We start from the raw sequence: 14900 nt of genomic DNA on the forward strand, positions 1-14900 counted from the left end.
CGTTCCTCTCAGACCTCGGTCGTGATGACGGACGGGCCCGGATCGGTCGGCCGATCGGTGTCGGCTTCCCGGTCGCGGCGGGCCTTGTCGTTGCGCAGCTGCTGCAGCTCCTGCTCGGCGTCCTGCAGCTGCTGCTCCTGCTCCTGGAGCCGGACGGCGAGGGCCTTGCGCACGGCGCGCTCCTGGGCCAGCTCCCACCACGGGCGGGCCTCGGGGATCGCCTCCAGCTCCGCGATGACCTGCTTCGGGGTGACCGAGAGCGGGCGTTCGTCGGGGACGTCAGGCACGGGTTGCCTCCAGAGTCGTGATGCGGGCGAGGAGCTCGTCGACGACGTCGCCGAGCTGGTTGACCGCGGCGTGGACCAAGCCGAGGTGGGAGTCGATGGAGTAGCCGGTGACCCCGCCAGGGCCGATGTCGCGGCGGACCACCTCCTCGGGCAGGTCGTCGGCCATCGGCCCGATGTGCACCGGGGCGGCGTCACCCCACTCGGCGACCTCGGTGATCCGCCGGAACTTCTGCACCGGTGCGCGGGTCAGAACGCCGCGCGGGCCGCCCTCGTAGTCATCGAGGTCGGCGAAGTCCTGCTTGGTCGAGCGCAGTGAGGTGAAGGTGTCGAAGCTGCTGGCCCGCACGGGGTTGTAGCCACTCGAGTCGCCCCGGATCGAGCCGATGTGCCCGGGCCCGAACGCGAGCCCGGAGCCGAGGTTGATGTTGCGCCACGACGGCTCGTCGACCGAGCTGACGTGGTAGCTGATGACGGTCTTGTCGATGTAGTTGCCCGTGGTCAGGTTGTTCACCCCGAACCGGACGACCTCGTCGTCGCCGGAGCGGAACCCGGAGTTGCGGGGCATGCCGAAGTGGAACCGCGGGGCGCGCAGGCCCATCTGGTGGGGCACGACCTGCAGGTAGGTGTATCCCCACTCCAGGGAGGCGTAGTCGGGGAACAGCCGCAGGCTGCCGGTGAACCCGTCGCCGCGCCCGGAGAAGGCCGTCATCTGCATGCCGGTCTGGTTGGGGAACTGCGGGCTGCCCGAGGGGACGGTGCGCAGGCTGCCGTACTGGTTGGTGGAGCTGGCGTAGAAGCGGATCTCGTCGGGGTTCGACCCGCCCCAGTTCATGACGATCCGCGGGCCGGACAGGGCGGTCTGGGTCTGTCCGGTGATCAGCGCGGAGGCGTCCGCGGTCCGGAACGCGATCACCACGTCGTCGGAGGCGTTCCACATCTGCAGGCCCTCGGCGCCGAACCGCAGCCGGCGCCCGGTGGTGCCGGTCATGAAGCTGGCGCCCATGATCACGTCGGCCGACAGCACACCACCGGTGAGCAGTGCCACCGACAGCTCCGATACCTTCAGCGAGTTGACCGCGCCGTCGTCGAGCTCCAGCGTCCCGACGGCGAGTTTGCGGATCGCGGCCCGGTCCACCGACTCCGGTCCGAAGTCGATCGACACCAGCCGCCGCGGCAGCGCATCGGCCCGCGCCGAGGGTTCCGAGCGCAGCCCGGAGCGCTCGACCGCGACCAGCCAGGCGTACTGCCGCACGTCGGTCGGGAGGTTGTTCACCATCCACGTTCCGGCCGCATACAGGCTCTCGACATAGGAGGCGTCGGCGAAGTTCGCCGAGGGGCCCATGAACAGCTCCACGTGGGAGAACCGCGGGAACACCGCGAGCATGTCCCCGCCCTCGGCGGTCAGCCCGTCCCACCGCCACCGGATGGAGTTGCCCAGCCACGACTCCCCGGTGAGTCCGGAGGCGACCGGCGGCGGGGTGAGCGCGTCATCGGTGAGGTGCTGCACCTCATACGACCACTCCGAGCGGTTCCCGGCCCGGTCCCGCGCCCGGACCCGCACGCGGATCGGCAGCGCGATGCCGGTCGCCCATGACCCGGACGGACCGGTCGTGGTCGCCCCGGTCTGCCACATGTCCGGCTCGGACTCCAGCGTCCACTGCCACTCGTAGATGTCGATATCGGTCGCCGCGGTGCCGTCGGTGTTGATCTCGACCGGGGCGCACGATGCCGTGACCGCGGCGTAGGCGTCGGTGCCCTCGGTGAACGCCCTCGACGCCACGACCAGCCCGGTGGGGGCGGCCGGTACGCCGCGGTCCTCCGAGGGCTGCGAGGTGCCGGAGACGATGTCACCGGCCTGCTGGTCCTGCAGCCGCTTGAGCAGCGCAGCCTGTCGGGACCGGATCAGGTCCCCGGCCGTCGCGTCGGCGGTGATGCGCTGTTGTTCGAGGGTGACCTGCCACTGCGCGAGGCGCTCGACGCCGAGCGTGCCGTCGGTGTCGACGCGAACCTTGTCCCCGACACCGAGCGTGCGCCCCGGGCGCGGCTGCCCGGTGCCCAGGGCGAGGCTCAGGGACCGCTCGTCCTGGCCGCGGCTACCGGCGTCGCGGATGCGTTGCGCGGCAGCGGTGAGCGCGCTCGGGTTGGTGATGTTGCCGACGGAGCTGCCGACCTCGATGACCTCGCCGAACCGAGCCTGTGCGTTGAGGTCCTCGACGGTGGTGAACGCGCCTTCCCCGCCCTCGACGAAGAACCGGGTGCCAGCACCCCGGGAGCCCTGCCGGCGACCGGCTTCGAGCAGGTTCTGGCCGCGGCGCAGTGTGACCGGTCGGGGCCCGGTGGTGCGGTCGGTGCCGCGGGTGCCGAACCGCCAGGCGCGCACGACGCGGTCTGGGGTGACGGTGAAGTCGATGTACCCGAGCTCGACGAGGCGCTGGGCGACGGTGAGCACGGTGTTCTTCACCGGCGACCACTTCGCGGTCAGCCGCTCCGGCCAGGGCTGCCCGGCGGAGTCGTGGGTGGCGGTGAAGTCGACGGTCAGATCGGCGAGAGCGCCGCGGGCCCAGCACTGGCCGAGCAGGAACAGCAGGATCGCGCCGGGGGTGGCGGCGTCGAACTTCGCCTCCCGCTTCGGGTCGGCGAGCTTGGGGATGTCCACGGCGTTGGCGCGGACGGCGTCGATGACCTTCTGCGGGACCCGCACGACGTCGGGCTGTGCCTCGGTGGTCCGGTAGCCGAGCGCGTAGAGCCGTGACCACTGGGCCGTGGTGACCGAGGCGCGGGTGACCTCGACGTCCTCGCCGAGCGTGGTCTCCCCGACCAGTGGCTGGGGGGCGACGATCCCGTCGTCGAGTCGGCTGGTGATCAGGGTCCCGGAGAACGACCACACCGCGCCGGGGTCGACGTCGTCGCCCTGGCGCTGGTCGAGGCGCCCGACCATGCGGCTGGCGCGCGAGCCCTCCAGCCAGATCTCGACCTCGAGCTTGCGGCCGTCGGTGACGTTGTCGGCGAGTAGCTCGAACCCTCGCCCGTAGACCGGGTAGTCGACGCTGATGGCGCCGATGTCGTTGCCGATGTCGGCGACCGAGAGCTTCACGACGTGCGGCAGCGGCACCAGCCGTCCGCTGGCGGGGTCGAGCGCCCACAGCGACGGGTTGAGACCGCCACCGGCGGCGGAGGCGGCCCGCGCGAGCAGGGTGGTGGTCGAGGCGAGCGCGGCCGCGGCGTACGCGGTGCGGATGATCGACCCGACGACCAGGGTCGTGGTCGACGCGAGGTGCGCGACGCCGATCTTGACGCGGGTCCCGGTGGCGGCCAGCACCGTCGTCGAGGACAGCGCCGCCGCGGCCGGCAGCACCCGGGTCCCGGCCGCGGCCAGCACGGTGGTCGATTCCAGGGCTGCGGTGCTGCGGTGGGTCTGCCGCGCGGTGGCGGCGAGCACCGTGGTGGCGCCGAGCCCGGCGGTGGCCGTGTGGTCCTGGCGGACACCGATGGCGAGCACCGTGGTCGAGACGAGCAGCGCGCTCGCCTGCTGCCCTGCCTGCGCCGTCAGCACGGTCGCCGAGGTCAGCGCGGCGGCAGCGCGAGTGGTGACGAGTGCGGTGGCGGTGAGCGTCGTCGCAGACGTGAGCGCGGCGGCCGCCGGCTGTACCCGTGCGGCGCCGGCGGCCAGGGTGGTGGTGCTGCCCAGTGCGGCGGCCGCTCGCCGCCCGGCCGTCGCCCCGGCGGCCAGGGTGGTGGTCGAGCCCAGCCCGGCGCCGGCGGTGTGTCCCTGGCGTCCGCTGGCCGACAGCGTGGTCGTCGAGGACAGCGCTGCTGCGCCCTGGTGCTCGACTCCGGTCGGCTCCCACAGATCGGAGCTGTTCGCGCCGGTGAAGGTGATCGACGGGGGCCGGGTCGTGGCGTTCGTGCCGGTGTCCCCGGCACCGAGGTCGGTGCCCGCCGTGCCGCCGTAGCGGATCGTGCCGGTGTAGGAGGTCGCCGCGGTGTTGCGGGCCTGGAAGCCGAACTCCAGCACGACGCGGTCGCCGGGCTGGACCGCCACCGGGCTCGACAGACCCGCCGGGGTGTCTTCCACCTTGCCGGTCAGCGTGGTCGGCCACGTCCCACCGCCGCCGATGGCGATCATGGTGCCGCGCACGGCGCCGGCCTCGGTCAGGACGTAGATCCGGTAGCAGGACCGCAGGTCCCCCGCCGTCGAGCTGGCCTGGGTGGCGATCGCGATCCCGGCGACCGTGCCGGAGGCCTCCAGCGTCCCGGCCTGGGTGATCGGCGGGGACACCCACCGGCGCAGCAGCACCTGGTAGCGGTCGACGGTCGAGGTCTCGGCCCGCGACGCGGCGACGTTGGCTCCGGCCGGGGTGTCGGTCAACGCCGAGGCCCCGTTGAGGGTGGCGTCGTTCCACCAGCCAGCCGGGATCGCCGGGGTGACCGCGGCGGCCGTGTTGCTCAGGTAGAACTTCTTGGTCGCCACCGGCAGCTACTCCCCCTTCATCGTCTCGGTCGATCGGTGCGCGCCGGGCGGGTCACCAGCCCGTGGCTTGCCACCCGAGTGGCTGTCCTGTGATCGGGCCGAAGAACACCGCACCCTCGGCTGAGATCGCGTTCAGGTACTGCTCCTGGCCAACGGGGAGCTCCTGTGTGAGCGTCCAGAAGACCTCGTTGGTGTCGGTACGGGTCAGGACTGCGATGTTCCCGGCGGCGTTCGTGGTGACCGCGGCGCCGGCTGCGCCGCCGGTGAGGTGCCACAGAAAGTCGTTCGGGCCGCCCTGGAGCCCGGGCTCGGCGTTGGTGTCGATGCGGAGGCTGATCACGCGGAACGTGCTGCTCTTCTGGATCAGCCGGTCCCAGGTGTCGGCACCCATCACGACGTGGTCAGGGAACCCCGCGGCTTCGACCGGTTCGCCGAACAGGGAGTCGTTGTAGATCCACATTGTGCAGCTCCTGGCCTGGTCAGTGGGTGGCGTAGGCGGAGAGTCGCCCTTCTACGTCGCTGATCAGGTCATGGTGTCGGTGAGCTGACCGGCGGCGATGGTCAGCGAGTCGCCGAGCGCGGTCGTCTTCGGTGCCGCGAGCGCGCCGAAGGTGGTGCGCCGCGGGTCCGAGGTCCACTCCTCCAGGCCGACGACGGTGGCTGCGGGCATGTTCGTGAAGGTGATCGCGGCGTTGCTGGTCATGACCCCGTTGGGTGCCGACGCCGGGGTTGCGGTCGACGCGTTCTGCGGTGCGTAGGCGCTGCCGCCGGCGTTCGCGACCTCGGTGCCGGGGGCGGAGGCGCTGCCGTTCGCGGTCACCAACCGGATCATGATCGGCGTGGTGGGCGCGGGGTAGGTCGCCTTGCCCCACTTCGCGTTCTGCAGGCGCTGGGCCTCGGCCTGGTCGAGCGGCATCGGTCAGTCCTCCGGGGTGTCGACGGGGATGTTCACGGCGGCCGGGTCCTCGGCCTGGGGCACGGCGGGGGCCTGGGCCAGGAGGTGGTCGAGCAGTTCGGCGCCGGTGGCGCTCTGCGGGCGCCCGGAGATCTGTTCTGCGCACGACGCGCAGCCCGCGGCGGCGTGGCAGTCGAGGTGGTAGAGCGCCTCCGCGCCGCCGGGCAGCTCGATCACGTGGCGGGGGTGGTCGTCGACCTTCCCGCAGCCGACGCCGAGGCCTCCGCAGATGCGCATGGGGCGCACCTGTCCGGAGGCGTCGACGCCGATCATCTCGTCAGAGGGCATGTCGGTCCTTTCAGCTGGTCAGGAAGCGGGGCCGGGCGGTGATCGAGACGGACATGGAGCCGCCGCCGGTGTGGTTGAGGGTCAGCGCCCCGGCGAGCGGGTCGATCTCGAACCACGACGAGTTGGGGCCGTAACGGATCCGGGAGTCCTCCGGCGCCCACGTCGCACCACTGCCCGGGCCCACGGTCGGGTCGGAGGTGTTGGTGTCGATCACCAGCTGCCGTCCGGCGCCGATGACGCCGTCGTAGGCCAGGTGGGTGGTGCCCTGCACCAGGGTCGGGTTGCTCCCGGGCCCGTAGGTGATCAGGACGTCGGTGATCGGGGCGTCCCCGACACCGAGGGCGCCCAGCGGGATCGCACCGCCACTGGGCACAGTCGCCGAGATCGTGACGTCCTGGGTCGCCGACCAGAACGCGCCGGGGATCTCGAGCTCGACCTGCCAGCGGCCGAACCAGGGGCTCGCGCGCTCGCGGGACGGCCGGAACGCACCCTTGCGGCTGCCCACCGCCCGGCGTACCGACCCGTCGGGGCGGACGTGTTCGATCGTCAGCACCCGCGCCGAGAGCAGCCGGATCAGCTCTCCGGCGCGGTCGTAGTAGGCCTGCAGCCCGGCGCCGCCGGCCGGGCCTTCACCGGTGACCGGGTCGACGCCGAGCACCATCCCGCCGAGCGCGAACCGCCCGGGACCGTGGACGCGGGACTGCCCGCCCGGCCCGATGCTCGGGTCGAGCAGGCCGTGCATCCCGGGGACCTCGGTGGTGCGCTCGCGCAGCTCCGGGGTCTCGGTGATGCCCTCGTCGGTCTCGATCATCACAGCGACCGACTCCAGCGGCACACCGTTGATCAGCCACGTCTCGATGGTCACCACCCCCCGAACGCTGCGGTGTCGCGGGCCCCGGCACCGCGCGCGGTCGCGGCGAGCCGCTTCGCATCGGCGAGGGCCTTCCCGAGCTGGGACATTGCCGCGGCGAGCTCCGGCAGTCCCTGGCCGCGGCCGAAGTCGCTACGTAGTGCCCGCAGCAACCCGGTGTGCGCCCGTGCCTCCGCGATCAGCGCTCGCAGCTCCGCGACGCCCGCGGTGGCGGAGGACTGCGCGGATGCAGCTGATGCCTGCGCGGTCCGGACCGCCTGGACCTGCGCGGTGTGTGCTGCGGTGACCGTCGGCCGCACGCTGGCCGCGCCGGCCTGGCGGATGTAGTCCTCGAAGAACCGCCGCGCGTCGGCGTAGCGGTAACCGCGGCGGCGCATCTCGTCGAGAAGGGCGTCGTTGTGCTGGCCCACCACGGCCGGGGCGCCCTTCCACGTCCAGTCCTCGGCCAAGGGCTGGCGGGCCTGCATCCGGCCGAGGATCGCCCGGGCCGCCGACAGCATCCCGCCGTTCGCCATCGCCTTGACCGGGGCGAGGCTGTAGCCCATCTCGTGGGCGGTGCGGGCGAGGATCGACCGGGAGCGCTTGGACCGGTTGATCGGGATGAACGCCTCGTCGCCGACCATCCGGTCACCGATCAGCCGCATGTGCCGGGGCGGGACGATCTCGGCACGGCTGGCCGACATACTCCGGTACCCGCCCTGGGCGTAGGGGGTGATCCCCGGCGTGGTGTAGGCGCCCAGGGCGCGGTTGGCTCGTGCCAGCGCGACGTTCCCGTCCGCGATCCGGCCGACCGTCGCGATGCGCACCGTGTGCGTGGAGTAGGTCGGCCGTTGCAGGTTCGAGATGGCGTTGCGGGCGGCGGTGTCGTTGGCGTTGACCGTGACCGTGCCGGTCGAGCGGTCGGCGTAGGTGACCGTTGCCCGGATCCGGCCGTTCGCCGGCTGCTCGTTGGCGTCCACGGTGATCGTGCCGCGCGAGCCGTCGGCGAAGCGGACCGCGGTGGTGATCTTCCCGTTGGCCATCGTCGGGTTGCCGTCGATCGTGAGCGTGCCGGTGGACTGGTTCGCCAGCCCGACCACGCCGTGGATCTTCGCGTTCGCCCGGGACGGGTCGGCGTCGATCGGCTTCGTCGCAGGCTGCGCCACCGCGGCCGCCAGAGCGGCGTTCGACCCGAGCCCGGGGTTCGGGTCGCCCATCATCGCCTTCACCGACGGCGTCCGGACCTGAGCGGCGAGGCGCTGTTCCTGGGTCAGCCCCTGGGACGGGTCGCCGTGCATCGGCTTGGTGGCCGGGTTCGTCACGACCCGGGCGACCTCCGCCTCCTTGGCGTAGACGTCGGAGGGATCGGCCAGCAGCGGCTTGGTGACCGGGCTCTGGGCCCGGCTGATGAACGCGGCCAGGATCTGGTCGGCGGTGAACGTCTCGGCGCCGATCTTCACGGTGCCATCGGCCGAGTTGACCGCGGCCAGGTAGTGCCCCAGCGCCGTGTCAGCAGGCATGGTCTGCGCGCCGATCGTGACCTCACCCTGCGCCCCGCCGACCGTGCCGAGCACGTAGCTCAGCGCCTGCAGGACCGGCTGGGTCTGCCCGTCGATGGTGACGGTCTCGCGACCCGCCCGGATAGCACCCAGGATCGAGTTCAGCGCCGACTGGGCGGGCTGGGCCTGCCCGTCGATGGTGATCGTCGTCTTCTTGTCCTGCGACCCAGCGATGAACGAGTTGAGGTTGTTCTGGGCCTCCTGGGTGTCGGCGGTGACCCGGACCGTGCCGTCCTTCATCGTCTCGACCTGCAGACCGAGCGTGGTCAGCGCCGACTTCGCCGTGTCGGTCATCGCGGTGACCGTGACCGCCTTGCCCAGCGGGACCTCGGCGAGCTTGTCCCGGACCTGGGTGATCTCCATCGCCGTCGTCGCGGCGTTGGTCTCGAAGTTGGTGCGCGCGGCGTCGGGGATCAGACCGATCTGGTCGGCTAGCTTCCCCGCGGCCTCCTCCGACATCCCAGCGGCCTGAGCGGAGGCGATGAACGCATCCCGCGACGCCTGCATGCTGTTCGCCGCAGCCGTTGCGCCGGCGGCGACCCCGCCGAGCTTCGCCGCGGACTCCCCGGCCTGCTGGGACGCCTCCCCGGCCGAGGTTGCGACCCCCTTGAGCGCGTCGTCCATCTCCCGGGTCGGGGCGACACCGTCCTTCATCCCGGCCAGCGCCGGGCCGACGAGCGCGAGGGAGTCGCTGACCTGCTGCGCGGCCTCCTTCGACCGGTCCATACTGCCGGTGATCTCGTCGAAGCTGCTGCGCGAGACCCCGGTCGCGGCCACCGACTCGTGCATAAGCCGGTTCTGTTCCTCGATCGAGGCGTTGAAGTCGTCGACCGTCGCGACCCCGAACACGTTGCTGCGGATCCAGTCCAGGGCGGTGTTCCCGGCCCGCTCGAACGCGTTCTGGTTCGGACCGAACGCGAGGGTCTGCTCCTCGACCTTGCGGCGCATCTCCTCCGCGGCCGTACCGCCCTGGCCGTAGGCGGTCATCGCGTCCGACAGCGACACGGTCATGGCCCGCACCGCTGTGTCAGCGGCGATGAATCCGAGGCCCACCAGCGGCAGCGCGCTACCGACCTTGCCGGCCACGCTCTGCACACGGCCCAGAGCGGTCGCGACGCGGCCCGTCCCCTCCGCGGCGCCACCGGCGTTGCGGCTCATGGTGGCCGCTGCGGCCGCGGTCCCCGCCAGCCCGCCCGCGGCAGTACGTCCCGCTGTGCCCATGGTGGCCGCGGCCGCGGCGGTGTTGCGTAGCCCGGTCGTCGCCGTCGCTGCGGCCGTCCCGAGCGTCTTGAGCCCGGTCGCGGCGGCGAGGAAGTTCATCGCCGAGCTCGCGGCCTTCATCGCCAGCAGCCCGCCCACGAGCGGGCCGATCAGCGGGGCAGCGAAGCTCAGCGCCGCAGCGAAGGGCTGGATCCCGAGGGTCACGACCCGCGAGATCGCCACCGCGGTCGGAGCGGCGGCCACGAGCAGGTCGGAGAACGCACCCGCCATCGCGGTCAGCGCGCCCGAGGTGGCCTTGTCGGTGGCGATCTCCCCGACCGCCGACCCGACCGCCTCCAGCCCGGGCAGCAGCGCCGTGACGGCGTCGTTCATCCCGGTGAAGATCTGGACCATCGCGGCCTGGCCCTGCGCGGAGGACAGGAAGTCGTCCATCCGGCCGGTGACGTCGATCAGCGTCCCGAGGAAATGGTTGCCCGACGCGCGCCCGGCGTCGTACATCGCGCGGAGGATCCCGCCGGTGTTCCCGGCCAGCTGCCCGAAGCGGCGCAGCTCGGTGAGGCCGCGCCGGATCCCGGCTTCCATCTGCCCGGAGTGGCGGGCCTGCGACACCATCTCGGCCAGCCCGGCCGCCGCCTCCCCGGCGCCACCGGTGATGTCGGCCAGGACCTTCGCCCCGACGGTGCCGACATCAGTCATCACCGAGGTGAGCGGCATGATCGCCGGGGTCAGGTTGCCGACCGCGGTGCCCAGGTCGAGGAACTGGTCCCGGAACGTCGCGACCGTCTTCGAGTGCCCGGCGAACTGCAGGACCTGGTCCGCGGCGGTGGAGAACTGGTCGGCGACCCGGGTGGTCGCCCCCTCCAGCATCGGCATCCACCGGCCGCCGAGCTCACCGAGTCGCTCACCGAGCCCGGAGAAGAACGTCTCCTGCACCGACTCGCGGATCTTGCGGAACGCCGGGTCGAGCTTGTTGACCTCGGTCGCGGCAGAGCGGGCCGCCGGGGTCAGCTTCGCCAGGGCCTCGGCGGCCTTCTCCGGGTCGTCGCCGATCGCGTCACCGAAGTGCTGGAACGCGGTGACCAGCGTTCCGACCGCCAACCCGGCGGCGTTCGCGGCCGCGGGGACCAGGCCGAGGCTGCCCGCCGCGACCGCGGCCGACCCGCCGAGGGACACCAGCGCCGGCGTGCCGACCAGGACGGCCGAGGGGATCGCGATCGCCCGCATCGCCGCACCGAGGCGCGTGATGTGGCGGGTGGAGTCCAGGATCGATCCGTCGGTGCGGACCTTGACCACGGCGGTCCGGCCGTCGAGCTGGTCGACCTGATCGTTGAGCTCGTCGAGCTCGCGGCTGGCGTGGGCGGCGTTGACCCGGACGTCGACCCGCGGGTGGGTGCGGGAGAGTTCGTCGAGCTCGCGCTGCAGCTGCTGCGCTTCCCGGAGCGCCTCGTCGGCGTCGATGTCGACGCCGATGGTCTTGTCGGCCAGCTCGGCCATGCGCCGGCGGACGTCGGCGAGCTTGCGGTCCAGCGGCGACGAGTTGGCGTCGAGCTCGACCTCGGGCAGCGAGGTGAGCGCGGACTGCAGCCGGCGGCGCGCCGTCTCGGCGAACTGTCCGATGGCCCGCTCGGCCCGGTCGGTCTTGACCTCGGCCTCGGCGGTGACCCGCTTCCCGTCGAGGCGATCGAGGCGCCGCTCGAACCGGTCGACGGCCTGCGCCATCCGCGCGAACGTCCTCGACGCCTGGTCGAGCGCGGAGACGTCGAACCGGAGCTCACGGGCCACAGGTCACCCCTCGGGATGGCTCAGTCCCGAGAGGTGCGGGCGGGCCCCCGGCTCGGGGACCGCGGGCCCGCCCGTCTTCCCCCGGTGATCAGCCGGGGGCGTTCAGGTGGTGCGGAGGTACTACTTGCCGGCGGGGGTCTTCGCCGTCTTGGCCGCGGCGCGGCGCTGCTCACGGTTCGCCGGGGCGTCCGGGACCTCGACGAGGTCGACCTCGAGGGTGTTGACCGGCCACGTCTGCGCGGCCTCGAAGTCCTCCCAGGACACCGTGCTGCCGCCGCGGCGAGCCGAGATCCACATCGCGGCGAGGACGGCCAGGACGTTGCCGTCGGGGTCGACCAGGCCGGCCTCGAACTGGGCGGCCTTGAGCCCGGTGTGCCGCTGCACGGCGGCGAGCTCACCCATCGTCCAGTTCATGTCGTGCAGCTCGTAGGCGTTCCCGCCCGCGGAGATGACCATCTTCGTCGCCACGTCGTGTCCTCATCCCTCGATCTGTCGTGCGATCTCATCCATCGCGCGCTCGATGCCTGCCCGCCAGCGGGTCTCGAAGCGCTGCAGCGTGCTGTAGAAGACCTCCTGGCCGCGCTGCCCGGTCCACACCTGGGTGTTGCCGAACACCGGGTGGCGCCAGTACTTGCCGTTAACCCCGAAGCTCAGCGTCCGGCCGTGCCGGGGGTCGACCCTCTTCGGTTCGACGCGGATCCGGATCCCGCTCCCGAGGATCGAGATCCGGGTCGCCGCGGCCACCCGGGCCCGCAGACCCGAGCTGGACCCGCCCGGGCCTTCGGAGGTGACGTCGACCGTGCGGAACCGGCCCTGCACCGCCCGCAGCGCCGGGTCGCCCTCGGCGCGGATCGCGCGGGTGAGCTTGCGCTGCAGGTCCCCACGGGAGGCCTCACGCAGCCGGCGGGCCAGGGCCTTGTACTTCTCCTGGCCCTCGACCTTCGTCCACACGATCACCGCTGCCATCGCTCTGCGCCTCCCGAGCGGCACGCAGCCGCCACTTCCCACCGGCGGGTACCTGGTCGCGCTTGTTCTCGATCGCCTTGTCGTGTTGTTCGGTGATCTCGCAGCCGCGGCAGTGCTCCAGCCGCATCTCCATGGCGTGGGGGTGACCGCCCTTGGCGGGGTCCCACGTGTCGGGGTGGGTGCCGCAGTCCGGGCAGTACTCGGAGAGCCGGATCTCGTAGGCCACCGCCTTCTGGCGGTCGTAGAGCGGCCAGCGCAGGAACTCCGTGTGGCTGATCTTGTGCGCGCGGGCCACCTTCAGCTCGAAGTTCAGGACGGGGTCCGCGCCGAGCCTTTTCCCAGCTCAGGTGACACCACCGGCGCCTGAGCGTTGATCGCCACAACCGCGTCGAACAGCTGGTTGCGCTCGGCCTGCCCGAGCTGTCCGGCGAACAGCGCCGTCCACTGCTCCACCGAGAGCGCCTCGCCGCCCGACGTCGCGGTCTCGGCGAGCACAGCGGGCAGGAACGTGCGCGGCTCGAACGGCCACCCGTGCACCGCACCCTCGGCGGCCGGGTGCTCCCCGATCTTGGTCTCCCACTCGTCGGCAGGCAGCGCCACGATGTCCCAGGAGATCACCGCCAACTCGGTGACCGCCGCCTCGGCCGCGGCCCGGCGTTCGAGCAGCGCCGGCGGCGGCGGCCCGGACGCCGCGGCGTTCTGCACCGCGGCCGCAGCGGCCTGCCACTCGGCATGAGCGGCGTCCCAGGCCCGACGGTCGGCCGGCAGATGCACCGTCTCGACGGGCAGGGGACGCCCGCTCATCCGAGCGAACAGGTCCTCGCTCACGTCGATGCGGGAACAGCCAGCCCGACGGCGGAGTCCTCGATCGAGTACTGGAACCGGACCCGGTCGACCTCACTGCCGTCGACCGACATCAGCCGGGTCGCGACCGCGACCCGCACCCGGAAGATCTCCAGGGGCTTGGCCGTGCCGAACCCCTTCGGGTACCGGGCGATGAAGCCGTACTCGTCCTGGGGCATCAGCTCCAGCGCCGCCTCGTCCTCCAGGGACGCGTACAGCTCCAGGGTGGAGTCCGAGTAGGAGATCGCACCGGCGATCTGCTTGTCGCGACGGTCGTTGAGCGGGGTCGCGGTGAGCGTCTCGGACTCCTGGTCCCAGCCGTCGGACGCGCCGACCGCCGGGGACAGGTCCGTCGCCGCGTCGAGCTCGACGAGGGTGGGGACCTTGAAGTTCGCGAACGTCTCGACCCAGGTGATCTTGGCGATGCCCCGGGACGTGTAGTACGCCGGAGCGGCAAGTGCGGTCGTGGGGGCCATCAGGCGTTCCCCTTCTCCTGCTCGGAACCCCGCGGGGTCTTCGTGGTCGTCACCGGGGCCGTCTCGCCCGACGGGTGCTCGCCGGCCGGGGCGACGGCGACGATGCCCTGGTGACCGCTCTGCTCCGGGGCGCTGGTCAGCTCCCAGGCGGAGCCGGGTGTCGAGGCGAGCAGGTTGAACTTCGCTCGCTTCATCTGCTTCGGGACACCGTTGGAGCTGTGCTTCGCCCAGACCAGCTCGTTCGGGTCGTTGTGCTCGGCCACGCCGGGCCTCCTTCTCGATCTATCCGGTAGTCGCGGCCCGGCGGGCAGCGACGGTGACGGGGAACAGCAGCTGCGCCCCGCTCATGCCGGTCCGTTCGTCGTGGATCCACTGGGCCTGGTAGCGGCCGATGCCCTGCCAGGTGATCCCTGCACCGCGCTGTTCGACGAGCGCGGCAGGGACAAGCCCAGACGGGACCGCCCCGGCCGCACGGTCCGCGACGAGTGCTTCGCCGAGCCGGGTCATCAGCTCGAAACAGCGGTCGAGCCGCTCCCCGCCGTCGTCCTCGTCACCGGTGACCGACAGGACCACGCAGTGGATGTCGACGAGGTCCCGCTGCGATGACCAGCTGTCGTAGTCGACGGTCCCGGACACGCTGGCCTCGTCCAGAGACAGTGCGACGGCGACCGAGTCCAGTGCCTCAGTCGGGCCGGGCACAGGCCCGAACCCGACGTTGACCTCGTCCCCGAACAGTTCAGTGGCGACGGTGTGGAGTCGGCGGGCCGCGGCCACGGCGGCGTGCCCGCTCACCTCAGCCCCTGGATCGGGTCCGGCCAGGCCTGCGGGGGAGGGAACAGCCCTTGTGGGGCCGACCCGGCGTCGGGTGCGGCGGGTCCGAGCAGGTCCGTGAGCTTCACACGGATCGACGCCCCTGAGGTCGGCCCGTCGTCCGCGTTCGGGTTGACGTGCCCCGTGTAGGTGCTCGACCGACCTGCAGCCGGGCGCTGGGTCTTCCAGTACTCGGCGAGCACCACCTTCGCCGCCAGCACGTCGAGCGGTCGGGAGGGGTCCGCCGGCCGGCCGAGGTGGCGGCTGACCCGGTCGACGGCGGCGCCGATGAACTCCTCCAGCTCGTCGTCCTCACCGGGCTGGCGGATCTTCTCGCGGTTGAGGTGCTCCTTGGCCTTGTCGAGGGGGAGCACTTCGAGTGGCTGGGCCAC

Annotated in this window: 15 protein-coding genes; all 15 read right to left on the reverse strand. The window is 72.1% G+C overall.

Translation table 11 applies throughout. From position 1 onward, the window contains the following. Positions 1–8: 8 nt before the first annotated feature. Positions 9–287, reverse strand: coding sequence for a hypothetical protein (locus tag AB0J24_RS26545; protein ID WP_358686264.1), 279 nt, complete (start codon positions 285–287; stop codon positions 9–11). Further along, the gene (locus AB0J24_RS26550; protein WP_358686266.1) at positions 280–4758 is read right to left on the reverse strand and encodes a hypothetical protein; all 4479 of its coding nucleotides are present in this window, start codon (positions 4756–4758) and stop codon (positions 280–282) included. The genes AB0J24_RS26545 and AB0J24_RS26550 overlap by 8 nt, the downstream gene beginning before the upstream one ends. Before the next feature lie 52 nt (positions 4759–4810). Next, on the reverse strand, positions 4811–5218 hold the full coding sequence (locus AB0J24_RS26555; RefSeq protein ID WP_358686269.1) for a hypothetical protein: 408 nt from the start codon (positions 5216–5218) through the stop codon (positions 4811–4813). A 63-nt stretch (positions 5219–5281) separates the two neighbouring features. Continuing rightward, positions 5282–5674: a hypothetical protein gene (locus AB0J24_RS26560; protein ID WP_358686272.1), complete on the reverse strand. Its 393-nt coding sequence runs from the start codon at positions 5672–5674 to the stop codon at positions 5282–5284. 3 nt (positions 5675–5677) lie between these two features. Beyond that, positions 5678–6001, reverse strand: a complete 324-nt coding sequence (locus tag AB0J24_RS26565; RefSeq protein WP_358686275.1) for a hypothetical protein — start codon at positions 5999–6001, stop codon at positions 5678–5680. A gap of 10 nt (positions 6002–6011) precedes the next feature. Then, positions 6012–6866, reverse strand: a complete 855-nt coding sequence (locus AB0J24_RS26570; RefSeq protein ID WP_358686277.1) for a hypothetical protein — start codon at positions 6864–6866, stop codon at positions 6012–6014. Then, positions 6863–11413, reverse strand: a complete 4551-nt coding sequence (locus AB0J24_RS26575; protein WP_358686279.1) for a hypothetical protein — start codon at positions 11411–11413, stop codon at positions 6863–6865. The genes AB0J24_RS26570 and AB0J24_RS26575 overlap by 4 nt, the downstream gene beginning before the upstream one ends. Before the next feature lie 120 nt (positions 11414–11533). Beyond that, positions 11534–11881, reverse strand: a complete 348-nt coding sequence (locus AB0J24_RS26580) for a hypothetical protein (protein WP_358686282.1) — start codon at positions 11879–11881, stop codon at positions 11534–11536. Between the two features lie 9 nt (positions 11882–11890). Further along, positions 11891–12379 carry a hypothetical protein gene (locus AB0J24_RS26585; protein ID WP_358686284.1) on the reverse strand — a complete coding sequence of 163 codons (489 nt, stop codon included), beginning with the start codon at positions 12377–12379 and terminating at the stop codon, positions 11891–11893. Then, on the reverse strand, positions 12306–12674 hold the full coding sequence (locus AB0J24_RS26590; RefSeq protein WP_358686287.1) for a hypothetical protein: 369 nt from the start codon (positions 12672–12674) through the stop codon (positions 12306–12308). Before AB0J24_RS26590 ends, AB0J24_RS26585 begins: the two co-directional genes overlap by 74 nt. Positions 12675–12688: 14 nt before the next feature. Continuing rightward, positions 12689–13183 (reverse strand): hypothetical protein, encoded by a 495-nt coding sequence (locus AB0J24_RS26595; protein WP_358686289.1) that lies wholly within the window; start codon positions 13181–13183, stop codon positions 12689–12691. Positions 13184–13203: 20 nt separating this feature from the next. Next, complete coding sequence (locus AB0J24_RS26600) at positions 13204–13698, reverse strand: hypothetical protein (protein ID WP_358686291.1); 495 nt, start codon at positions 13696–13698, stop codon at positions 13204–13206. After that, complete coding sequence (locus tag AB0J24_RS26605) at positions 13698–13961, reverse strand: hypothetical protein (RefSeq protein WP_358686293.1); 264 nt, start codon at positions 13959–13961, stop codon at positions 13698–13700. The genes AB0J24_RS26600 and AB0J24_RS26605 overlap by 1 nt, the downstream gene beginning before the upstream one ends. Before the next feature lie 19 nt (positions 13962–13980). Beyond that, positions 13981–14490 (reverse strand): hypothetical protein, encoded by a 510-nt coding sequence (locus tag AB0J24_RS26610; protein ID WP_358686294.1) that lies wholly within the window; start codon positions 14488–14490, stop codon positions 13981–13983. Further along, complete coding sequence (locus AB0J24_RS26615; protein ID WP_358686295.1) at positions 14487–14900, reverse strand: head-tail connector protein; 414 nt, start codon at positions 14898–14900, stop codon at positions 14487–14489. The genes AB0J24_RS26610 and AB0J24_RS26615 overlap by 4 nt, the downstream gene beginning before the upstream one ends.

It is taken from the genome of Pseudonocardia sp. NPDC049635, from assembly GCF_040659795.1.
Taxonomy (GTDB): Bacteria; Actinomycetota; Actinomycetes; order Mycobacteriales; family Pseudonocardiaceae; genus Pseudonocardia.

Excerpts from the sequence above, each read along its gene's own strand:
- AB0J24_RS26555 (WP_358686269.1), bottom strand. The coding sequence starts at position 5,218 with ATGTGGATCTACAACGACTCCCTGTTCGGCGAACCGGTCGAAGCCGCG.
- AB0J24_RS26560 (WP_358686272.1), bottom strand. The coding sequence starts at position 5,674 with ATGCCGCTCGACCAGGCCGAGGCCCAGCGCCTGCAGAACGCGAAGTGG.
- AB0J24_RS26565 (WP_358686275.1), bottom strand. The coding sequence starts at position 6,001 with ATGCCCTCTGACGAGATGATCGGCGTCGACGCCTCCGGACAGGTGCGC.
- AB0J24_RS26585 (WP_358686284.1), bottom strand. The coding sequence starts at position 12,379 with ATGGCAGCGGTGATCGTGTGGACGAAGGTCGAGGGCCAGGAGAAGTAC.
- AB0J24_RS26595 (WP_358686289.1), bottom strand. The coding sequence starts at position 13,183 with ATGAGCGGGCGTCCCCTGCCCGTCGAGACGGTGCATCTGCCGGCCGAC.
- AB0J24_RS26600 (WP_358686291.1), bottom strand. The coding sequence starts at position 13,698 with ATGGCCCCCACGACCGCACTTGCCGCTCCGGCGTACTACACGTCCCGG.